This is a genomic window from Vibrio sp. 10N.247.311.14, from assembly GCF_041467715.1.
In the GTDB taxonomy this organism is placed as follows: Bacteria; Pseudomonadota; Gammaproteobacteria; order Enterobacterales; family Vibrionaceae; genus Vibrio; species Vibrio crassostreae_C.
Window position 1 is genome coordinate 61,086 of sequence record NZ_JBFSVE010000005.1, and the last position, 23,228, is coordinate 84,313.

Consider the following 23,228-nt stretch of genomic DNA (forward strand, 5'->3'; position numbering starts at 1 on the left):
TTCTAGGATAATACGTATCGATCAACCTCATGGAATAACCTCCCCCTAAAATAATGGAGAACAGTGTATGTCTTTACGATTAATCGCAACAACGATAGCGCTTGTAGGTGCTAGCTTTACCGCTCAAGCGAGCTCGGAATGTGAAGTATCGATTGATGCTAGTGATCAAATGAAATTTTCAACTGACACATTAAGCGTTCCAGCGAGCTGTAAAGAAGTGAAGCTGACGCTAAACCATACTGGTTCTATGCCAGCCCAATCAATGGGTCACAACGTCGTTATAACAGACACTGCGTCGCTACAAGCAGTGGGCATCGATGGTATGTCGGCAGGTATCGACAATAACTACGTAAAACCTGACGACAGCCGCGTTTACGCCTTCACTCGTGTTATCGGTGGTGGCGAGTCAACCTCAATCACTTTCAGCACAGAGAAAATGACAGCCGGTGGCGACTACTCTTTCCTATGTTCATTCCCGGGCCACTGGGCAATCATGAAGGGCAAATTTGAGTTTAAATAACTCGTTAGTCTAGATTGTACAGATACATCAAAGCCCCAACCTAGGTCGGGGCTTTGTTATATTGGCTTCGATTACAGCTTGAAGCGGCTGATTTCGCTTTCTAGCTCGTGAGACAGTTCAGAAAGCTGCGCAGCTTGCTCTGCAGCTTGGTGTGCTTCGTCTGCTAGCTCGTTAGATACGTCACGGATTCCTTCAGTGTTACGAGTAATCTCAGACGTTACTGACGCTTGCTCTTCTGCAGCAGAAGCAATCTGTGTTGCCATGTCGCTGATGCGTTCAACAGCAGCATGGATTTGCGTTAGGCTTGCAGCCGCTGAGTTCGCGTCATCAACACTGGTTTCAGCAAGAGTACGGCTATCGTTCATGATGTTAACCGCCTTGCCTGTTGTACCTTGCAGCAACTCAATCGTTTGTTGAATTTCTTGCGTTGAACCGTGTGTACGTTGGCTCAGAACTCGAACTTCATCCGCTACTACTGCGAAACCACGACCTTGCTCACCGGCACGTGCTGCTTCAATAGCGGCGTTAAGTGCAAGTAGGTTTGTTTGTTCTGCAATACCTTGAATGTTAGACAAGATAGCGTTGATGCTGTTGCCGTGCTCTTCAAGTTCTAGAATCACGTTGGTTGCGATTTGAACTTCTTGAGCCAGGTTTTGGATAGAGCTTTGAGTCTGTGTCACTTGACCAGTACCGTGCTCACACGCGCCAACCGCTTCAGATGAGTTCTGTGCAGTATGGTCTGCGTTACCTGCGATCTCTTGTGTTGCTGCAGCCATTTCGTTAACGGCTGTTGCTACCATGTTGATCTCGTCTTGTTGCATTTGGATACGAGCACTACGTTCTTCAGCTTGAGAAGCCGTTTGACGTGCTTGGTTGCCTAGCGCAGCAGATACTTCGCTTAGCTTGATCACCATGGTGTGCATGTTACCCACAAAGCGGTTGAAGTTTGCTGCAAGCTGACCAATTTCGTCGTCGCTCTTAGGCTCAAGGCGTTGAGTAAGATCGCCCTCACCTGAAGCAATTTCTTCAAGTGCTGCTGAAACGCGGTTTAGGTCGCGGAATAGGAAGCTTACTAACCAAGACACGAGTACGATTACGATGAGCGTAATAACGACAGCAGTGATGATCAGCTGAGTAAGTAGCGTTGAGTGGTTCGCTTCTTCTGTTGCTTTGTCCATCTGAACCGCGAAGATCCAGTTAGTGTTAGGCACCTTCGTGAAGTAAAGCAGCTTGTCTGCGCCGCGCTCTTTGATGATCTCGATGCTACCCGTACGCACTGCGTTTTCGATGATAGGCATAGAGATATCGTTTGAAAGCTGGCTTACCGGCTTCAAGCTTAGTGCTGAATCTGGGTGTGCTAGGAATGTGCCGTCAGAGGCATCAATTAGCATTGCGTAAGCGTTGTCACCAACATCAAGGCTGATTACATCGTTAACCAACTGGTCGATCAGTACGTCTGCACCAACAACACCAACAAGTTGGCCGTTGTGGCGAACAGGTTCTGCGATCGTTACTAGAAGTGCTTTGGTGATTGCATCTTGGTAAGCCGTAGTAATGATTTGCTTACCTGCAGCGTTTGCTTCTTGGTACCAAGGACGTTGACGAGGATCGTAATCTGCACGATTACGTTCAGGATGTGAACGGTACATTCCACCTTCTGGAGTACCTAAAAAGATATCGTCAAAGCCACCCGCTACACGAGCTTGTCTAAGGAAAGGAACAACATCATCCTCTCGTGAAAAGTCATTAAATGCTGATGCGATATCAGTACGGATATCAATCCAGTTTTTAATACCTTCAGATGCTGCTTCAGATACGCTTTCAGCTCGTAGGTATACGCCATTACGAGTCTGTTCAAATAATTGGTTTGCTGACAACCAAGTCAACGCTGTAGCCATAACGACAACAGCAGATAGGCTAGCGCCTATCAACTTCTGCTTTAGTGTTAGTTTCATGTCAAAGTTTCACGAGTGGTGGGAAATCTCGCGCATACTACCCAATATTAGTATTAAATTCGAGCGATTTTATAATTTAATATCGGAATATAATTTTAAGCAAACCATAAGCTTACCTAATGTCAATTCCTTGGCTTGTCGCCAAATTTAAGGCGGCATTATCTCTACGGTTATTAGTATTTTTATCGCACTTCACATGTTAAAAAGAGACAAGAAAACACGGTAAAGAAGAAACAAAAAAGGCAGAAGAGTTTCCTCTTCTGCCTTCATATTATTTACCACTCTACTGCGTATAAATTGCAGTAGATTTCAGCTTACAAAGCCTAGCGTTTTTCTGTACGCATACCCATTAGCAAGCTCACACACATCAGTAATAGAATGATGGTGAATGGCAATGCTGTAGAGATTGCACCCGCTTGTAGAGCTTGTACTGCTTCAGTACCACCAACCCACAATAGAGCCACAGCAATCGCACCTTCTAGGAACGCCCAGAACACACGTTGAGGCACAGGCGTATCAACTTTACCACCCGCGGTGATGCTGTCGATTACTAGAGAGCCTGAGTCAGACGATGTAATGAAGAATACTAGAACCAATACAACCGCAATGATTGAAAGCAAAGTCCCGAACGGCAGTGCATCAAACATTTGGAACATTGCTAGTGATACATCTGTTAGGCCGTCTTGACCAAGAATACCAACGTTATTCACGATTTGGTCAATCGCCATGCCACCGAATACTGACATCCAAATGATAGTCACTGTAGTCGGTACAATCAGTACTGCTGTGATGAACTCACGAACCGTACGACCTTTAGAAACACGTGCGATAAACATACCTACGAATGGAGACCATGAGATCCACCAAGCCCAGTAGAATACAGTCCAACCGTGCATCCACGTTTCATCTTCACGACCGTGAGGGTTACTCAACGGAATGATGTTTTCAATGTATGCCATCAATGTCGTTGGGATAGAACCTAAAGTCACCGCGTAGCCGATTAGAGCCACTAAGATAAGCAGTAGGAAAGCCACCAACATGTTGATGTTACTGATAACTTTAACGCCACCATCAATACCACGAAGTACTGATACTACCGCCAATAAAGTCACCGCTGTAATCACAATAACTTGCAGACCTAGGCCCGCTTCAATGCCGAATACATGCTGAATACCACTTGCCGCTTGTTGTGCACCAAGACCTAACGATGTCGCCAGACCAAATAGCGTTGCAAGTACAGCAAGAATATCAACAATGTGACCTGCCCAGCCCCAAGCTCTATCACCTAAAATTGGGTAAAAGATAGAACGGATAGAAAGAGGCAATCCCTTGTTGTAAGAGAAAAACGCAAGTGACAGTGCTACTACGCCATAAATCGCCCAAGGGTGTAGACCCCAGTGATACATGGTTGCGCCCAATGCCAGTTTTGCAGCTTCTGGTGTGTTTGGTTCAACACCTAACGGAGTTTCAAACCAACCCGTGAAGTAAGCCGCTGGCTCTGCCACACTCCAGAACATCAAGCCGATACCCATACCTGCGGCAAACAGCATCGATAGCCAAGAGAAGAATGAGTAATCTGCCGTCGCATCAACACCACCAAGGCGGATTTTGCCGTACGGAGAAACAATCAAACCTAAGCAGAAAATTACGAAAATATTACCCGACCAGATGAAAAGCCAATCAAACGAATTGATAATCTGGCCTTTAACGCCATCTAGCGCAGCCTTTGCTGAAGCGGTATCTGTAATAAGAACACCGATCAGGAACAAAGCGATAAGTCCCGCACTAATACCAAATACTGGGTTATGAACATCAAAACCCCATTTTTGGACGTTATCTTGACCGACAGTGTAATCCGTACTGTCGATACTGTATTTATCTATACCTTTAGTCATTATCCCTCTCTACGGAATTCTATTAGGGTCTATTGACCTCGTATTCCTTACTTACCTGCGACTTAATTACAAACTCGAACCTACGATCCAAGTAGTACAAGCTGTTGTCACAATAATTCAAATACTTGGATGTCTGAAGTTTAGCAGGTTAACTTGTTGTTTTCAGTAAACTAGAATCGGCTCGATGGAATTTCAAACAATATTCACGTAATTACTCAAGTTTATGACGAAAAAAAGGTCGACCCTGTCGACCTTTTTATCAAAAATACTTTTAACTCAAAGCATTTTGGTGCTTAACCAATTGATTTTCAGTTCGTAAACCTAGCAATAAGCTTAGGCACATAAGCAATAATATGAAGGCAAATGGTAGCGCCATCGATACCGTTCCAGCTTGCAGTGCTTGAATAGATTCCGTACCACCAACCCATAGTAGAACCGCTGCAATCGCGCCGCCCATCAACGCCCAAAATACACGTTGTGGAACCGGTGCATCCACTTTACCGCCAGAGGTAATGCTATCGATAACCAATGAGCCTGAATCAGAAGAGGTGATAAAGAACACCATAATCAAACCAATCGATACCACTGAAAGCACAGAGCTCATTGGCAGAGCATCGTAAGTATGGAAAAGAGAAAGTGTAATATCTTGCAGACCATTCACACCAATCTCGCCCACCTTGTTCGCCACTTGATCAATCGCGATGCCACCGAAAATAGCCATCCAGATGATGATTACTGTCGTTGGGATGAACAATACAGCAACGATGAATTCACGAATCGTTCGACCTTTAGAGATACGAGCGATGAACATGCCTACGAATGGTGACCAAGACATCCACCATGCCCAGTAGAATACCGTCCAACCTTGCATCCACGTTTCGTCATCACGACCGTGAGGATTGCTTAAGGGAATGAAGTTTTCAATGTAGCCCATTAGCGCGGTTGGGATTGCTTTAATACCCGCCATGCCACCAGCGATGGTAACGAAGATAAGTAAGCCCAAAGCAACCAGCATGTTCACATTACTCAGAAGCTTTACACCACCGTTGATGCCACGAACCACGGACATTGTCGCTAAGAAAGTAACCACAGCGATAACAATCAGCTGCATGCCAATACCGCCATCGGTACCAAATACATGGTTAATACCACTTGTTGCTTGTTGAGCACCTAAGCCCAATGAAGTTGCAAGGCCAAATAGCGTTGCAAGCACAGCGACGATATCAACAATATGACCAAACCAACCCCAAGTTCTATCACCCAAGATAGGGTAGAAAATAGAGCGGATTGATAGAGGTAAACCTTTATTGAAGGTGAAGAAGGCAAGCGCTAGAGCAACAACCGCGTAAATCGCCCAACCGTGCAGACCCCAGTTGTAGATGGTTGCACCAAGAGCCAACTTCGCCGCTTCAGGAGAGTAAGCTTCAACACCTAGTGGTGTTTCATACCAGCCAGTGAAGTAAGCTACTGGCTCAGCAACACCCCAGAACATTAAGCCAATACCCATTCCTGCGGCGAATAACATCGACATCCAAGATAGGTTTGAGTGCTCTGCTTTGGCATCATTGCCACCAATACGTATCTTGCCATACGGGGAGACAATGAGGGCAAAACAGAAAATTACGAAGATGTTTGCTGCCCACATGAAGAAACCATCGAAGTTACCAATGACTTTCCATTTGATTCCATCAAGCGCCGCTTTTGCGGTTTCAGGGTCTGCGACTAGAAGTGCCAACAGGAAGATAATGATCGCCCCTGCACTGATTCCAAATACTGGGTTATGAACATCAAAACCCCATTTCTGAACGTTATCTTGTCCTACTGTATAATCGGTATTTTCAATACTATACCTATCTTTTACAGGCTCCATGCTTCCTCTCTAATTTGCAGCGCACAGTTTGCAACATTGCATTCGGCGCTTAAATTTCGAAAAGAAGAATATCAACCTGTCGCAAAAATACTAAAAAAACCTCCATAAAGGAGGCATTTAGTAATTAAATTACACATTTAACGTTATTTAGCGTAAGATCAGTCCACAAGCCCGGAGCTGACCGCATATTTAGCAAGCTCTGCCGTAGAGTGAATATCGAGCTTATGCTTAATATTTTGCCTATGGGTTTCTACCGTTCGATAGCTGATATTCAGCGCCTTTGCGACCTCTTTACTGCTCTCCCCTTTTGCGACTAATTTCAGCACAGCCTCTTCACGTCTGCTCAATGGATTCTTGACAGATGGCGTGGGAGTAATCGGCTGAGTAAACAAATTCTGCGTGACTTTTTCACAGAAATAGGTCGATCCTTGATTGACCGTTTTGATTGCCTGTACCATTTTTTCAGCCGAAATCTCTTTCAACATGTAACCGACAGCACCCGACTGCATCACCTTCATGATGTATTCACGGTTGTTATGCATGGTCAGCATCAGGACCTTGGCTTCTGGGTCTTCTTCTTTAATCAGATGGGTGGCATCAATGCCATTCATGATAGGCATGCTGATATCCATCAACACCACATCGGGACGTAAAGACTTAACAACCTCTACCGCTTCTAGTCCATTGCTGGCGGTACCTATCACGCTAATATCTGGCTCGAGTTCCAATCTCGCCATAAAGCCATCCAGTACCACTTGGTGATCGTCAGCAATCACAACTCGAATAACTTCACTCATTCATTAATCCCTCTAGTGTCAGTAACACTGTAATTTCCGTTCCGAGGCCAATCTCACTCATCAATTCAAAGTCACCACCGATGAACTCCACTCGCTCTCTCATGTTACGCAGCCCGATCCCTCGTTTTTCCATCGCTTTATAGGTGTTGAAACCGACACCGTTATCTTGAATCAGTAGTTGCAACACATTACCAATTTGCTGAGCGATAACCGTTACTTTGGTCGCTTGCGCGTGTTTCTCGATATTATTCAGCGACTCTTGCACCACTCGATACAAGGTTGTCGCAGCCTCAGATTTCAACTTACCCTGTTGAGTGCTAAACAAGGTTTCTACTTCAATACCCGAATGCGCCTGAAAATCTAACAACAATGAAGACAATGCCGCCTCTAAACCAATATCATCCAACGAACTTGGACGAAGTTGATGCGAGATGTGCCTCACTTCTTCGATTGCTCGCATCAGTGAATGCTGCGACTTATTCAAATGTGCTTTAAGGTCTTCATTTTGTAGCTTATTACCGAGCAGTTCCAAATGGCAACGACTCGACACTAATAACTGGTTAATACCATCATGCAACTCACGCGCTAGATGCTTCTTCTCGTCTTCTTGGAACATCACCGTCTTATGCGCCAGCTCCTTTAAGTTGTTATCAGCAATCCGATGTTCATGCATGTTAATAGCCAAGGTCAGCACGATGATGACCGCGACCGTTACGCTCAAAATCACCACAATCGAAAAGAACGTGGTTTCAATATTCTTATTTATCGCAGCCTGCATCGAAGCCACTTCTTGGTGTACGTCTTCAATATACAAGCCGGTGCCAATCATCCAGTCCCAACGCTCTAACCAAGCGGCGTAGCTCAGCTTAGACACCACCTCACCCGTCGACGGTTTTTGCCACAAATACTGGTGAAACCCGCCTCCGGTTTGCGCTTCTCTTAACAGAGCCTCTATCAGAAAATCGCCATCTTCATCTTGCAGTTGGAGTAGGTTTTGGCCTATCAATTCTGGCTGAATTGGATGAACCAAGTTGGTCCCGAGGCGATCGTATGCGAAGAAGTACCCATCAGAGCCATATCTAAGTTTAGACAATATGGTTCGAACTTTTTTTTTGGCTTGGGCTTCTTGGATATTTGGATCGTTATAGACGTGTTCTATGGCGTCGAACGCGAGATCAACCGTGTCTTTGAGGGCGTTTTCACGCGACTTGATTAGGCTGTCTCTAAAGATCTCGACTTCTTTAGCGCCTAACGTCTTAGTCTGGTGCAGCGAGATCCAACTAATACTCGCCGTTACCAGCAGCAACGGGAGCAACGTCAGCAAAATCAGCTTGGCTTTTAGAGGCATTCCTTTCCCTCACAAAAAACGGCTTACTGAACATCAATAAGCCGTTTTACTTTAGCAATTTATAGATAGCCGTTGAAACATATCATTCACATTCTTGGCTTCACTCACATTCCATAGAAAGATGGGAAAGCGAGAAGTGATCCAAGTACGAGGATTTGAATCAGAATGAACGGCATCACACCTCGGTAGATGTCCTTAGTCGTCACGCCTTTCGGTGCTACGCCTTTTAAATAGAACAAACTAAAACCAAATGGCGGCGTTAAGAAGGAAGTTTGTAGGTTCATCGCAATAAGGATAGCGAACCATGTCATGTTGATGCCCATCAGTTCAGCAACTGGCGCAATGATCGGCACGATGATGAAACAGATCTCTACGAAGTCGATGAAGAAACCCAGAATCAGAATCACAAGCATGGTAATGATCAGGAAGCCCCATTTTTCACCTGGCAGTTGTAGCATCCACTCTTCAACCAGATAGTCGCCACCAGTGTAGGTAAACGCCATTGAGAATGCCGTTGCACCCAACAAGATAGCAAATACCATCGCCGTTACTTTCACCGTCTCTTTCGACGCCTCGTACACCATCGACCAACTAAATTGACCGTAAAGCAGTGCAAGTATCATCGCACCCGCGCCACCTAATGCGGCTGACTCTGTTGGCGTAGCAACACCTGCGAAGATAGAGCCCAGTACAACAATGATTAACGCTAGAGGCGGAAGAATCGCTTTCAGTGCATTAAACACTTCCTGCTTACGGCTGATGGAGTCATCACGTTCAATAGGTTGAGCCGCTTCAGGGTGTAGCTTTGCGTATATCAAGATATAAACGATGTACGCGCCGACCAGCATCACGCCCGGCCAAATCGCCGCTTGGAACAAGTCGCCTACTGGAACACCTAGAACATCACCCAATAGAATCAATACGATGGAGGGTGGAATGATCTGCCCTAGCGTACCAGACGCACAAATAGTGCCGCAGGCTAAGCCTTTGTCGTAATTGTACTTGAGCATTACAGGTAGGGAGATAAGTCCCATAGCAACAACAGAAGCACCAACCACGCCAGTAGAAGCGGCAAGCAATGATCCTACTAATACCGTCGAAATTGCGATACCACCACGAACCCCACCAAACAATCTGCCCATAGACTCAAGCAACTGCTCAGCAAGCTTGGTCTTCTGTAGAACAAGCCCCATGAAAACAAACAATGGAACGGCCATCAGCACCGTATTTTCCATGATCGATTGAATTCGATATGGCATGAAGGCAAACATCTCAATGCCCTCAGCCCAAACACCAAAGATTAATGCGATACCGCCAAAGGTAAACGCTACTGGGAAGCCAAGTAAAAGTGCAAACAAGGCGACAAAAAACATTACTATTCCAATCATGTCAGCCTCTACTAATTCTTTGTGTGAATATTATTTGCGTGGATAAGGTGCGGATTAAAAATCTTATTCAGTGAATGCAGGATCAAACCTACGCCACTAAGTGCCATCAAAAAGAATGACAGCGGGATCATAGCTTTGATGATCCAGCGATACGGCAGGCCACCGGGATCGCCTGAGGTTTCACCCAGTTCATAACTCTCTTTGGCAACATCGATACCAAACCAAGCCACCAGCAGGCAAAACGGAAGTAGAAAGATAAGCGTGCCAAGCAGGTCAATAATCGCTTGTGCTTTAAAGCTCAGTTGCTCATAGAACACGTCAACTCGAACATGGCCACCAGCCTTGATGGCATAAGGAACACCGAGTAGGAAAACGGCGGAGAAAAGGTGCCATTCCATCTCTTGGAAGGCGATAGAGACATCGTTGAAGGCATATCTCATGACAACGTCATACACGACGTTGGCGATAAGTAAAATAAACAACATACTGGAAAGCCATCCCAGTGCGTCACCGATACGATTAAACAGGCGTTCAATATAAATTAGACTTCGCATTCCCGACTCCATGGAATTTGAAAAGACATCGCGCAGCTGAGGTAACGAGCTGTAGGACGTAGAAAAGGTTCTTGAGCGTAATACAGGATTTATCCTGCTTAGTTATTATGTTTTAAATGAACCCTCGGCTTATTCACTCTTAAATACTCAATAAGAAAAGCTTCGGGTTCATTTAGATTCAGTTCAACAACTGTCGATTATTTCGCTTGGCTATTTAGATAAGCTCTATGTGAAATATCCGTCCATGAACGTACTTGCTCTAGGTAGCTTGCTTGTGAAGCTTGAATCTCTTTTGCTAGCTCATCTTTCTCAGCATGTGCAGCCAGTAGGCGATCGTTCGCTTCTTTCAGAGCAGACATAACCTCTGGTGGGAAATCTTTCACTTGTACATCTGGGTATTCTGTCTTCATTGAAACCCAGTTCTTACCACTTTCGTGCGTTGCTTGTGTGTACATGTCGTAAGCCGCAGTACGCATTGCAACACGTAAGATTTCTTGTAGGTCTTCAGGCAGCTTGTTCCATGTACGCTTGTTCACTAGGAATTGAAGCTCTGAACCCGGCTCGTGCCAACCTGTGTAGTAGTAAGGCGCGATTTTGTGGAAGCCCATTCGTAAATCCAGCGATGGACCTACCCACTCTAGTGCATCAATCGTGCGACGCTCTAGAGACGTGTAAAGTTCACCTGGGGCAATGTTCGTCGGTTTAGCACCTAGCTCAGCAAGAATCTCGCCTGCAAAGCCCGGGATTCGCATTTTCAGACCTTGTAGATCTTCAACGCTGTTGATCTCTTTTTGAAACCAACCCCCCATCTGGATATCCGTGTTACCACCAGGGAAAGACATCAAGTTATGTGGAGAGTAAACCTGCTCCATTAACTCCATACCACCACCGTGATAGAACCACGCGTATTGTTCTGCTGGCGTCATACCGAAAGGCATAGAAGTGAAGTAAAGAGTGTTTGGAACTTTACCTTTCCAGTAGTAAGAGCCTGAGTGACCCATGTCGTATTGACCAGACTTAACCATGTCAAAAACGCCAAGAGGTGCTTTGTGTTTGTTTGCTGAATCGATTCTGATTTGCAGTCGACCATTCGACATCTTCTCAGCCATCGCCGCCATGTTTTTGGTTGCATCACCGAAAACTGGGAAGTTTGGTCCCCAAGTTTCCGCAAGTTTTAAACGGTAAACCTTATCAGCGGCTGTAGCACCAGTAGCGACCAAAGCTAAACAAGCCGCAGCAGTTACTGCAACGTTTTTAAAAACTCGTGTGAGGGAGTTAGAAATTAGACTCATGTTCACGTCCTTTGTTGGGTTAACACTCTTTCTATGAGCATTTTTTATGATTCAACATAAGAGTGCACCGTGATGAGGCAACAAGATATCAGGGAGAGCACGCACGCATGGCGTTAACAAAGTTACGTATTAGACCAAAGGATTAAGTAGAACTACGTAGGAGATGATTGAATAGTGTCGATTTCAAAGGAGTTTGGATATTCACCAAGGCAATGCGTATTGATAAATACCTAAGTATTAATAATTAAATACTCTTAACAATTGATTGCCATTTCGTGATGAAGCTCTATTCATTGCTGTATTTTAGGGAAAAAAATCAAGGCTTTGCTCTCTTGATCTACCTAGCTAACGCCCTAATTTAGTGCTTGCTGATTCGAAGCTCTGACACGAGACAACACTAATCAGTTAAGCCGTATATCGAATTGGAATTGAGATTATAGAGCCTAGGTTTAGGCTTGGATTTGGGCTCGGACTTGGCATAATGTGCCAGATACAAAAAAGCCTCGAAAATCGAGGCTTAAAAACTTAACGAAGCGAATGTAATCCACAGGATTAGATAGCTTTGTAGATAACCTTGTTACCTGCTAGCTGCTCTTTCGCTACTAGGTTTTCTTCAAGAAGTTTTTTCAATGCGCCTGTTGCCCATGAAGCTGCTTTCGCGTCTTCTTGACCAGCTTCTAGGCCGATACCTTTAGGGTTAATGCCTTCAGCATTGCTAACAACGATGTCTAGAACTTGTTGTTGCTTAGGAGTCAGTGCTACTGCAACTTCTTTAGTTGCTGCTACTGCTTTCTCTACCGCTGGTTTTGCTGCTACAGTTTTTTCTGCTACAACTTTCTCTGCGACAGGCTTCGCTTTTTTCGGCGTTGCCACTGCTTTAACTACAGCCGCTTTAGTGCGTTTCTGCAGTTTAGCCTGCACCTTACGCTTATGAGCAAGTCTCATTGAATATTTCTCCAGTTCACTGCTCTTTTCGCAGTGGTGAAAATTTGAAGCGCGATTTATACCAAAAAACAGGAGCTATTTGTAGAGTGAAGCGTCGAAAGTCGACGAAAAATACCGATATTGTCTACTAGCGTCTATTATTTAAACATCGACTTATCAATTCAGGGTCATATACACTGGTTATCCATCCAGACAAAAATATGAAAACTTGGTGTTACCTATGGACACTCGTCACCTTAGTAATTTCTCTTTGCCTTCATTCACTCGCTCGTACCGTATCCTCGCCATTATTTTAGGCTTCATTTGCTTGATCGTTTCGCTCTACAGTGACAATCCAAAGTTACTGATCGTGGGTGCTTTTTGCAGTATTGCGCTTCTGGGAACTGGCTACTATTTGATGCTGCGCAGCCGAGTGATGTTCACACTTACCCCGACTCATTTTCAGCAGCACTTTTACAAAGGGGGTTGGGTTTTAAAATGGAGTAACATCCAAAAAATTGGTCTTTGCACTTATGAACAAGATGGTTGGCATCAACCTCTGCCCTGGGTCGGAATTAAAGTAAAAGATTACTCGCCCTACCTCGATTCGATTTGCCCTAAAATAACTTGTGAATTATTGCTCAGCCAACGAGCACTTTTGTACTTAGGAGCCAAACAAGCAGGCAAAGAGTCCAACTTTGAGGATATGGTTCTCGACTCATCGCATTACCATGCGCGTTGTACTGAAAGTGGCTGTGTCGAACTAAGCCAATACAAAGAGTCGCAGAATACCGACAACGTAAATTTCAACGATAACCAATCACAGGACAACCTTGATTCACCGAATGAGACAAACAGTCCAAACGCGGTGATTAAAAACTATTCTGGATTGCAGGCGATGCTTGCCAACAGAATGAAATATCAAAGGGGCTTCCACGGTTATGACATTTTCATATCAACCCATGATTTGAATATGAGTGGAGAAGAGTTTGTTGGGCTGGCTCGACGCTACTTGGCTGCCGCTGAACGTCTTTCTGATTAAGGTTTACCAGTAAGTTCACACACAATAAAAAAGCTTAGCTTTCAGGACAAAAGCTAAGCTTCATTTTCAATCAATCGACACAAATAATCGGTTGGAAAATCAAAGATTTAATTAGTACAGAGGCATTTCATCTGCGACGAACGGGTTTGATGCACGCTCGCGACCGAATGTCGATTCAGGACCATGGCCCGGAACGAATGTTACGTCACTGCCTAGTGGCCAAAGCTTAGTCTTGATTGAAGCGATAAGCGTATTGAAGTCACCTTGTGGGAAGTCAGTACGGCCAATTGCGCCGTTAAACAACACATCACCCACAAACGCTAAACGAGCTTGCTCACTGAACAGTACAACGTGACCTGGCGTGTGGCCCGGCGTGTGAATCACATCAATCACTTGATTACCAAAAGTGACTTTGTCGCCCTCATCTAACCAAGTGTTTGGTTCAAAAGCTTTACACAGTGGGAAACCAAACATCTGACTTTGATTCTCTAGACCTTGTAGCCAGAAGTTGTCTGCCTTATGCGGGCCCACAATTTCAACCTTCAAGATCTCAGCAAGTGGTACCGTACCGCCAACATGATCTAAGTGACCGTGCGTCAGTACCAAGTTCACAACCTTAACACCGAGTTCTTCAATGATAGCCGCGAGTTGTTGAACATCACCGCCCGGATCGACAACGATGCCTTCCATGGTTTCATCACACCACACAATCGAGCAGTTCTGAGAAAAAGAGGTAACAGGTACAACTTGATACTTAAGAGACATATACAAACCTTAAAGAGCGAATCTGGTGAACAACTCGAATATCGCTATGTTATTGGCAACAAACCCAACAATAACAAACTAAACAGCAACAAACTGAGCAGCAATAAACCGAATTATTAGAACAAACTGAAATTTGGGCAAACTATGACATTGGATGTCTACTTTGACAAGTGCCTACCGTATCACTCAATAACTCAGCTTAGCTCTACCAGCTGCGAACTGGACCAGTATCAATGTGGATGAAGTTACTACGAGCGTAATAACCAACACCACCTGCTTGCAGACTTTTAGCTACGTCTCTCAGTTCCTTTAAATCAACACCATCGATACGAAAATCGATCGCTTTACCAAGCATGTGATAGCTCTTTTTAGCGACACCACTCGACTTAGAGCGCAACGCTTCGTTGGTTGCTGGAGAGCGGTAGCCAGAGATGATTTGAACTTCTTTTTGAATACCCAGTACATTTTGAATCTGAGTGATCTGATCAAACAGGTTCTTATCCATTGGATGAATCTCATTGCGGCGGAAGTCACGGCACAGTTTGCTAAGGCGTGCCATCTCGTCACCAACATAGTTAGTGCCATCGAAATAACAAGTCTCTAATCGTTCACCAGTGTGAAGATTGTTCATGCTAATCGTTCTTGGTTGATCCGGGTATGAAGCGAAAGCGATAGAAGGAGTAAGAGAGGCGACTACAGCAGTACCACCAGCGTAAGTCAGAAACTGACGGCGTGAAAATAAACTTTGAGACATACAGCAAAAAAACCAATTAGATCGAACGAAAAATGCACGATACATAATGGAATTTGCTGCGTCAACGTACAAAAACCGTGCAAAACGTTAGTATTTGTAACCTTTGCACGGTTAGTTATTGATACTCATTATAATTTTATCAATAGAAGCTTGGTTGTCATTTTTCAGTCAAGATCACCTTTCTTGACCATATTTCAATCAACCGCCCTCTTTATCATATTGGTAGATATCACCGCGGTATTGTATGCCTCCTTCTTCAAACAACACGGTTTGATAAATGATATGCACTGGAATTCGCTTCTTGAGACGAACCTTAGTATTGGGCGCAAGTTCATCATCCTGATTCGGCACTTTCTTTACCTTAGTCGCAAATAACAACTCCGCGAGTTCCTCGGCATGCTCAACACGAATACAACCAGAGCTATAGGCGCGGAAGTCATCGTTAAACAAGCTTTTACTTGGGGTGTCATGGAGATAGATGGCTCGCTTGTTGGGCGTATTGAACTTATACAAACCCAATGCGTTACTAGAGCCTGCTTGCTGGCGCATTCGATAAGGAAAAGAGTTAAAGTTAATCGTTTGCCAATCTATCTCGGTAGTATCGACAGTTTCCATCGAACGCCAACCATCGATCACTTGAAAATTGTGTGTTTCAAGATAACTCTCGTCGGCTTTTACTTTAGGCAAGATATCTTTAACCATGATTTTCCATGGCACGTTCCAAGTCGGATTTAAGATAACCGAATCAAGCTTTATCTCTAAGAGTGGTGTTTTTCTCGATTTTCTCCCAACCACAACTTTAGATTCAAAAACCTCTTCCCCATCTTCCCAATACTTCATATCAAAACTAGGTACATTCACCACAATCAGTGAGTCTCTATTTCTTGGCCATAAGCGGGCACGCTCGGCGTTCAATGCTAGGGAAGTAAGTCGATCATCAAAGCCCATATTGATCCATTTGATCGTGTCTGGCCCGATAATCCCATCCGCGGTAATCCCATGCATACTTTGAAAAGCTTTGATCGCGATTTGTAAGTCTCGATCAAATCGAGGGGAATCGACAGCGATCATTGAAGTGTCTACGCCAACCAATGCAATGCGCTCAACCAGCGTCGCTTTGTCTGAAAGTTGATCCCCCAAGCGTTTCAAACCTTTTTGTCGGTAACGTTCAACACCAAGCTCTGATGCCGTGTTTAAAACAGAATAGGTTGCTTTGAATTGGTCAAAATCCCCAACAGGCGGCGCGTAAGACAACACCATCTCCAATAAGTAATCATTGGCAACGCTGCTTTTTAATCTCATCAGGATATGCGGAGAAGGCGCTGGTAATTTGGAATGCAACTTGCCCGAGAAGTACCACTCTTTACCGGCAAGCGGCGCATTTTCAACGTAGCTCAGGTAGTAGATAAAAGTATCGGTGAGTAATATGTCCAACTCTTGCCATTGAGCATGGGATTGATAGTGACGAATTTGCTTGAGTTGTCGATCGAAGAGTGGTGCCATTTGAGCTTGTTCGAGAAGCGACAATTGGAACTCAAACGCTTTAACCAGCTCAGGTGAATCCCAAAGGATAGGCACAGAAGTGTCTTGATAGATACTCTGTGTCAGCTCTGGATAAATCAGCATAAAAGAAAGTTCGGATTCCGCCGGAATGAAACGGCTCTCGTCAGAACTCGCATAGCTCCATGCATGCACAGAAACTAACACCAATAATCCACAGAAGTATTTTGCTAACATGCTTAACTCCGTTACCAGCAATTCCATAAGTATGGCAAAGAAACGGGAGTAAGCATGTTATTTTTTAAGAGGCTTTATAAATCAGATTGAACTCCAATGGTTATCCCACTGGACCGATGATTGTTGAGTTGATTTCTCATAAGGCTTGCTCTGGCTTACCACACTTCCCGCCCCAGAGCTTAATCGAAACTCACCATCAAGCAGCACAGCGCCAGAAGCGTCAGATAATGCAGACAGTTCTACTAATTCTTTGGTTTCTTTAGACCAAATACCGTAGCAGTTGCCTCTTGGCGAAGTCGCAATAATCCAATCGTCTGACGCCGCAATACTGGCGATATAGTGATTGAACCTTGCCCATTGCTCAGGCTCTGCGTTCAGTGATTCAAACTGGCCGCCTTTAGTATGCATCGCCAATAGCGAAGGATACTCATCTGGTTCACCACGATATTGCTGGCCACAAAGTACCGTTTCAGCACCATCATGGGCTAAATGTCGAATGCTCAGCTTCTTATCCAACAATTCAACCTGATCAAGTAACACACCTTCAGGAGAAACATAACTCAAGCTCGGCAGCATCGAATCGAGGTTTTTCGGTGTTCTACCATCAGTATGAACGCCACCAACGCCGATCGCGAGATTACCATCCGGCATGATGATCACTTCATGTGGGCCGATACCGAAACCAGTGAACTCTTCGACCTTACGATAGCCTTGCGCGACATCGTAAACGCCAATCACGCCTTGACTGGTGTCGGTTTTCCCTTCAGTGGCATACAATAGTGTGCCGTCTAATGAGTAAACGCCATGACCATAGAAGTGGCGGTTGTTACCTTTCACCACCATTTTGATCTGCTGACCGTTTTTATAGTCAAACACCATAAAATAGTCACCAGGACGACGGGCAAAAACCACCGCATGTGATGAGGTTGGGCAGATTGCGACGCCATGGCCACGCTCAGGGATAGGTAGCTGGCTCAGTGGCATGCCATACTCATCAGCCACAACCGCGGAATACTGGCCTCGACCATTAAGCGCACAACCAATCAACTGAGGTTTATTCGATGCGCTTTCACCTGAACGGCTAGCACATCCGAACGGCAGCACAGGCACAGCAGCACACCCAAGTGCTGCTTTCAGTAAGGTTCTTCGTGTAGTATCAGTCACCATCGGTAGCATTAAATCCTATTACCACGCCAAGCTCTATCGCCACTTCTTCATGAATCAGGTACTTCAAACGTTCTAGTTTGTTGTATTGAGTCAGCACCTCGCGGTAGCCCTCTTTGCTCTGCAATAACTCAAACAAGCTTGAGTCTGTAGGCCAAGTATCTAGCGTCAATGTGAACTGGTCAGCAACGCGATCAGCTAGGTCGTTTAAGCCCTTCTCTCTCAACAAGCCGTCTAGGCCATTGCCACCGGCAAGGTACAAATTCTGAAGTGCTGCTACATTGGCTTTTAGTTGAGTCATCGAGGTTTGTGCACGCCATGATTCTGAGAAGTAAGGACGCGGATGACCAATTTTCGCCATCGGGCGACTCAGCTTTTTCATGCTGTAATCAAGTTGGTTGGTCAATAAAGCGATGTATTCAGACTCCCAACGAGTCTCGTCTAGCGCTAACCAAGGGTTAACCTGCCATGCCTCAGCAATAGAGGCCGATTTCATTGCCAAGTTTTGTGCGATCGCTTGTGAAGATAGACAACCAGACGCTTTGTCTTGCAGTAATGGAGATTGCTCGTCGTACAGAGACCACTCCAACGCACCTAGCCCTTGAACCGTCACACTCTGCTGCGCGATTTCGTCTTGAGTCCAAGCTTTGTTCTGTTGAGTTAACTGACGCATCTTAAGACCCGTCGTGTTCTTTTTGTCTGGCCAGAATTGAACATTCCAGCTCTCTTCAAGCGCTGCTGTTGGACCTCTTTCTTGGCCTTGTAGTGCCATCCAGCTGTTCATTGTGATCTGCCATTGATCTTTCAAAGCGTCTAACTCAACGTTATCCGTTTCACAGTAACCTTGCATCAGAGCTTCTAATTCGCTCGATTGCTTCGCGAATAGCACCGCTGAATCAAACTCTTGTTGATAGACACTGCGACTGATGTGGTCGGTCGTGTCTGCTTGATAAGACACACCGTTAACCTCAGATGAAGCGGCTTGCTCACCCGATGATTGGCAGCCTGCCATAATTAATGCCGACAAAGGCATTAACAAAAATTTATGTGTCATGCTGTTACCTTACTTCCTAGTTTTTCTTTTAATTATATGAGTTCAATAAATATGAAACGACCGCTGGCCTCGTATCCCTACAAGTTCAGCGGTAGTCAGTCTTTTGTTAGCGGTTTTCTTAAGTAACTAAGCCGTTGGCTTAACTGAATTCAAGACAGCCTATAATGATTCCAAAAACGCTAGTAGTGCTTCGCGTTCACTGCTACTCAAAGCTAATACTTTTTGTTTTGCCATTTCTGCTTCACCACCATGCCAAAGTACCGCTTCCATAACGTTTCTTGCGCGACCGTCATGAAGTAAGAACGTATGACCGTTCACTTCTTTGGTATAACCTAATCCCCAAAGTGGTGTGGTACGCCACTCTTGACCATTGGCAAGATACTCAGGGCGATTGTCCGCTAAGCCTTCACCCATGTCGTGTAGCAACATGTCGGTATATGGGCTAATTAACTGATTAGATAATGCAGGCAAGCCTTCACGCTCTGCCGTGCGAATTTCAGCTTGGTGACAGCTTTGACAACCAATCTCTTTGAACAGATTTTTACCTTGAACAACCGCTGGGTTATCGACATTACGACGAACAGGTACCGCGAGATGCTGCGAATAGAACTCAACAAAATCTAAGATGTTGTCACTGACTTCTGGCTCGCCACCATTTGGAAAATCATCACAGGTTGATTGCGCTGATGTGCAGTTTTCATTCGGAAATAAGCTGCTTGTCAGGCCTAAGTCACCGTTAAATGCCGCCGCGTTTTGCTGCATTAAGTTTGGCTGCCCGGCTTTCCAACCGAAACGACCTAGCGCCATTTCATTGGTTTGAACATCAAGAACATAGTTGGCTTTACCCGACAGGCCCTGTTTGTCTGCCAATTGCTGCTCTGCAAATCCTAGAATCGTTTCTTGTGGGATACTTTCAAGCAGACCAAGACCAATCATTGGCGGCGCCACTCGAGCTGAAAACTCGGTCTTAGGATGCATCTCGCCGAAAGCAAGTTCAGTAATATTTAAAGTGGGTTTACGCAGAGTAACGACGGTGCCGTCTTTGAATTCAACAGGAACATCCGTGTAGCTAATGTTCACTTTGCCCTCTGGTTTTACACCTTGAAGCGCAAAATCTTGTAGCTGACCGCCGTACGTCGGCTCTGGAATTCCACCATCTCGAATGAAGGCTTGTCGCTGCTCAGGCGTTTCAGCCGGAATGCTTAAACGAACCAACATGGATACTGCGTTCTCATCTCCTTCTTCTGGCGCGTGACCACGACCATCTTTGATGTGGCAGTTTTGACAGCCGTTAGTATTAAATAGTGGTCCTAACCCATCACGAGCATCGGTTGATGACGGTGCAGGAACCCAAGGGTTTCTAAAGAAGCTATTACCTACGCTGAAATCCAAGCGCTTACTCATTGGTAGATTGGCTGCGGGAAGGGAAAAAGCGTTCGCTCCTTCTTTCTTCACGGTCGTTTTGCCGCCAGAGTAGGTTTCATGAGCGTGTAATGGAGATACGAAAAACAGTGCGGTTAATAGTGAGGCTGAGAGATACGACTTCATACATTGCCTTGCTGTGTTTTTGATTTTAGTTTTTATGTGGGTGTGGCTTTCTTGAGGATCAAACAATTAAGGGCTCAATCAGAGCCCTTACATTTGTGTCGGCTCGGGTTCTTAGAACTCGTGATCCGCTGTGTCTGGGTTTAGGCTATCAATGCCAATCACACCCGCAGCACGCTCAATAGCCGCTGTTTGAGACACTAGCGCAACAATTGTTTTGTTTACTAGTGCATTACCCGCAGCGTTGTCAGCAGCGATTAGCTGATCGAAGTGCTGGTTGTTTTTCTCTGCAGACGTTACTAATTCGCCTACTTGTGCACGTGCTAGGTCAAACTGCTTTTGAATCTCTTTCGCAGCTTGCTCATCTTTTTGCTCTACTAGGTCGAACAAGCTTGGGCCGGAAAGCAGAGTACCGTCTTCACGCTTGTATAGACCCGTGTAAACGTTGTAGATGCCTTGCTCGTTGTAGTAGTGAGAGTTGTGCGTGTTATCAGAGAAACAATCGTGCTCGTCTTCAGTAGAGTTTGCTTCTAGTGCAACCTTCATACGCTCACCCGCTAGCTCACCTAGAGACAGTGAACCCATGCCAAACAGCATTTTACGAAGACCATTCTCGCTAGATTCTGAAAGAAGCTCTTGACGGTAGTTGCCTTTCTCGCCTTCAGCCCACTGCTTTTCCATCCATTCTAGGTCTTGGATAAGTAGCTCAGCAGATGCTTTTAGGTATGCGCCACGACGGTCACAGTTGCCGTTAGTACACTCAGCGCCAACAACGAAATCAGTGTAAGCACGCTCACCTGCACCGCTGTTTGTACCGTTTAAATCTTGGCCCCAAAGTAGGAATTCAATTGCGTGGTAGCCAGACGCTACGTTCGCTTCAGAACCACCGATCTCGTTCAAGTCTGCGATTAGCTCAGGGGTGATGTTGGTTGCATCAACGGTAGTCTGACCAATTTGGAAAGTCTTGTTAGCCACGATGTTTGCGCTAGCGCCTTCGTTACCAAGTTCATATTGGTAATCAGTCGAAACATAATCAATCAGGCCTTCATCAAGTGGCCATGCGTTCAGTTGGCCTTCCCAATCATCAACAACAGCGTTGCCGAAGCGGAAAACTTCTGACTGTTGGTATGGTACGCGAGACTCAAGCCAAGCTTGTTTTACTTGTTCGAAGTTGCCAGCAGAAGGAGAAGCTAAGAAGGTATCAATAGAAGAGTTCAACGCTTTTGCTGTAATTACTGAATCTGCAAACACTGCATGCGCAATATCTGCGTAATGTTCTACAACTTGATCTTGAGTTACTGCTGCGAAAGAAGAAGCAGAGGCAAAAATGAGTGACGAAGTTACGGCTTTTGTCACTAAAGATTTAATGGTCATGAAGCATCCTTGTTGAGCTTTAAATTATTATCCGTAGTAATAGTGCAAACCATTATCATTTGCACTACGGATTGAAATAATACAAACTTACAATTTTATTGCAAGATAAATACAAAAAAACCTCACATATGTGAGGTCTTTAAACATTTTTATGTTAAGCGTAACAAAGAGGCTAATCAGATATCCAGATTATGCTTACCGTGTGAGACTTTTGCCTTCAGGTAGCTTTCATTACCCGATTTGATATGAGCAGAGGTATTCACCACTTCTTCAATCTCAATACCAAAAGATTTTAGCTCATTGATCTTCTTAGGGTTGTTGGTGACTAAGCGGATTTTTGTAGTACCTAAGGCGCGTAGCATTTCAGCAGCTTCAGTAAAATCGCGTAGGTCATCGCCAAAACCTAGGTGGTTGTTGGCTTCATAGGTGTTCATGCCTTCGCTTTGCAGACGGTACGCATCGATTTTGTTGTACAAGCCAATACCACGACCTTCTTGGCGTAAGTAAAGAATCACCCCACCCGTCTCACCCATAATTCTAATGGTTTCGTCTAACTGCTCGCCACAGTCACAGCGAGAAGAATGGAAAACATCACCAGTCAGGCACTCAGAGTGCATACGAACAAGAGGTATGTCTTGTGTCTTGTCTGCTGATTTAAATATCACAGCAACATGCTCTTTATCTGTTTTCAATCCATGAAAAGACAGAAGTTCAGCATCTATACTGCTTGTTACCCCTACTTTGAAATCTATTCTGGCACGCACTTCCGCCATAGCTATACTCACTTGAAAATTCGATGTATTTAACAACACTACATTATATGTCTAGGCAATATTTTGTAGCTAACTATCTAATGATAGACACTATGAGGCTGTTAACAATTTTTTTCAAGGTCGACCTCGTACAAATTGTTATAATATAACAATTATTTTTCACATAAGAAAAAAACCCACATTGGGATGACCAACATGGGGTTATAAATTAATCAGTTGCGGCTAAGACTACGATTTTTTACAGAACGATCAACTTACTTGAGTTTGCTTCCAGATGACAAGCTGAACCCAAGCGTTCTCTAATTCGGTTAACTCTTCTTGAGTAAGCGTAGAAATGCTCGACTTTGCACTGTATTTTTCTGCCCATTTATCAGATCGGACATGAGTATGGAACTCTTTCTTTAAATTTGAGATTACGTTATCCACAGATACATCCTTATATAGCAGTGCTTAGCCTTTATAATCGGTCAATGTTAC

Annotated in this window: 20 protein-coding genes; 2 read left to right on the top strand and 18 right to left on the bottom strand. The window is 44.7% G+C overall.

What is annotated here, in order from left to right:
- Positions 1-67: 67 nt before the first annotated feature.
- Entirely contained in the window at positions 68-520 is a 453-nt protein-coding gene (gene azu, locus AB6F11_RS03180) for an azurin (protein ID WP_017063577.1), read from the top strand.
- A gap of 71 nt (positions 521-591) precedes the next feature.
- Here azu and AB6F11_RS03185 read toward each other — a convergent pair whose 3' ends face one another.
- The 9 genes from AB6F11_RS03185 to AB6F11_RS03225 form a co-directional block, all read right to left on the bottom strand.
- Positions 592-2,475: a methyl-accepting chemotaxis protein gene (locus AB6F11_RS03185; RefSeq protein ID WP_017070254.1), complete on the bottom strand. Its 1,884-nt coding sequence runs from the start codon at positions 2,473-2,475 to the stop codon at positions 592-594.
- Positions 2,476-2,798: 323 nt separating this feature from the next.
- Positions 2,799-4,370 (bottom strand): BCCT family transporter, encoded by a 1,572-nt coding sequence (locus tag AB6F11_RS03190; RefSeq protein WP_017060963.1) that lies wholly within the window; start codon positions 4,368-4,370, stop codon positions 2,799-2,801.
- Between the two features lie 271 nt (positions 4,371-4,641).
- Positions 4,642-6,240 carry a BCCT family transporter gene (locus AB6F11_RS03195; protein WP_017066829.1) on the bottom strand — a complete coding sequence of 533 codons (1,599 nt, stop codon included), beginning with the start codon at positions 6,238-6,240 and terminating at the stop codon, positions 4,642-4,644.
- A 158-nt stretch (positions 6,241-6,398) separates the two neighbouring features.
- Entirely contained in the window at positions 6,399-7,037 is a 639-nt protein-coding gene (locus AB6F11_RS03200; protein WP_017060961.1) for a response regulator transcription factor, read from the bottom strand.
- Positions 7,030-8,385 carry a cache domain-containing protein gene (locus tag AB6F11_RS03205; protein ID WP_017072488.1) on the bottom strand — a complete coding sequence of 452 codons (1,356 nt, stop codon included), beginning with the start codon at positions 8,383-8,385 and terminating at the stop codon, positions 7,030-7,032. Before AB6F11_RS03205 ends, AB6F11_RS03200 begins: the two co-directional genes overlap by 8 nt.
- Before the next feature lie 104 nt (positions 8,386-8,489).
- Complete coding sequence (locus AB6F11_RS03210) at positions 8,490-9,773, bottom strand: TRAP transporter large permease subunit (RefSeq protein ID WP_029235146.1); 1,284 nt, start codon at positions 9,771-9,773, stop codon at positions 8,490-8,492.
- 11 nt (positions 9,774-9,784) lie between these two features.
- Complete coding sequence (locus tag AB6F11_RS03215) at positions 9,785-10,327, bottom strand: TRAP transporter small permease subunit (RefSeq protein WP_017063572.1); 543 nt, start codon at positions 10,325-10,327, stop codon at positions 9,785-9,787.
- A gap of 197 nt (positions 10,328-10,524) precedes the next feature.
- Positions 10,525-11,619, bottom strand: a complete 1,095-nt coding sequence (locus tag AB6F11_RS03220; protein ID WP_017060957.1) for a TRAP transporter substrate-binding protein — start codon at positions 11,617-11,619, stop codon at positions 10,525-10,527.
- Between the two features lie 552 nt (positions 11,620-12,171).
- Positions 12,172-12,564 (bottom strand): hypothetical protein, encoded by a 393-nt coding sequence (locus AB6F11_RS03225; protein WP_017060956.1) that lies wholly within the window; start codon positions 12,562-12,564, stop codon positions 12,172-12,174.
- A gap of 220 nt (positions 12,565-12,784) precedes the next feature.
- Here AB6F11_RS03225 and AB6F11_RS03230 point away from each other — a divergent pair, with 220 nt between their 5' ends.
- Positions 12,785-13,585, top strand: a complete 801-nt coding sequence (locus tag AB6F11_RS03230; protein ID WP_017060955.1) for a DUF2982 domain-containing protein — start codon at positions 12,785-12,787, stop codon at positions 13,583-13,585.
- Between the two features lie 111 nt (positions 13,586-13,696).
- On the opposite strand, the gene AB6F11_RS03235 is transcribed toward AB6F11_RS03230, so the two are convergent.
- The 9 genes from AB6F11_RS03235 to AB6F11_RS03275 form a co-directional block, all read right to left on the bottom strand.
- On the bottom strand, positions 13,697-14,350 hold the full coding sequence (locus AB6F11_RS03235; protein WP_102393406.1) for an MBL fold metallo-hydrolase: 654 nt from the start codon (positions 14,348-14,350) through the stop codon (positions 13,697-13,699).
- Positions 14,351-14,555: 205 nt separating this feature from the next.
- Entirely contained in the window at positions 14,556-15,104 is a 549-nt protein-coding gene (locus tag AB6F11_RS03240) for a YcbK family protein (protein ID WP_017060953.1), read from the bottom strand.
- Positions 15,105-15,302: 198 nt separating this feature from the next.
- Entirely contained in the window at positions 15,303-16,841 is a 1,539-nt protein-coding gene (locus AB6F11_RS03245) for a murein L,D-transpeptidase (protein WP_102393405.1), read from the bottom strand.
- Between the two features lie 81 nt (positions 16,842-16,922).
- Entirely contained in the window at positions 16,923-18,008 is a 1,086-nt protein-coding gene (locus AB6F11_RS03250) for a DUF1513 domain-containing protein (RefSeq protein ID WP_102320486.1), read from the bottom strand.
- A complete protein-coding gene (locus AB6F11_RS03255; protein ID WP_065585177.1) occupies positions 17,998-19,059 on the bottom strand; it encodes an imelysin family protein in 1,062 nt (353 codons plus the stop codon). The genes AB6F11_RS03250 and AB6F11_RS03255 overlap by 11 nt, the downstream gene beginning before the upstream one ends.
- Positions 19,060-19,218: 159 nt before the next feature.
- Positions 19,219-20,607, bottom strand: a complete 1,389-nt coding sequence (locus AB6F11_RS03260) for a di-heme oxidoredictase family protein (protein ID WP_102320485.1) — start codon at positions 20,605-20,607, stop codon at positions 19,219-19,221.
- 111 nt (positions 20,608-20,718) lie between these two features.
- Entirely contained in the window at positions 20,719-21,978 is a 1,260-nt protein-coding gene (locus AB6F11_RS03265; protein WP_017063566.1) for an imelysin family protein, read from the bottom strand.
- Positions 21,979-22,154: 176 nt separating this feature from the next.
- The gene (gene ribA, locus AB6F11_RS03270) at positions 22,155-22,751 is read right to left on the bottom strand and encodes a GTP cyclohydrolase II (RefSeq protein ID WP_009848836.1); all 597 of its coding nucleotides are present in this window, start codon (positions 22,749-22,751) and stop codon (positions 22,155-22,157) included.
- A 249-nt stretch (positions 22,752-23,000) separates the two neighbouring features.
- Positions 23,001-23,177, bottom strand: coding sequence for a hypothetical protein (locus AB6F11_RS03275; RefSeq protein ID WP_017063565.1), 177 nt, complete (start codon positions 23,175-23,177; stop codon positions 23,001-23,003).
- Between the last annotated feature and the right edge of the window lie 51 nt (positions 23,178-23,228).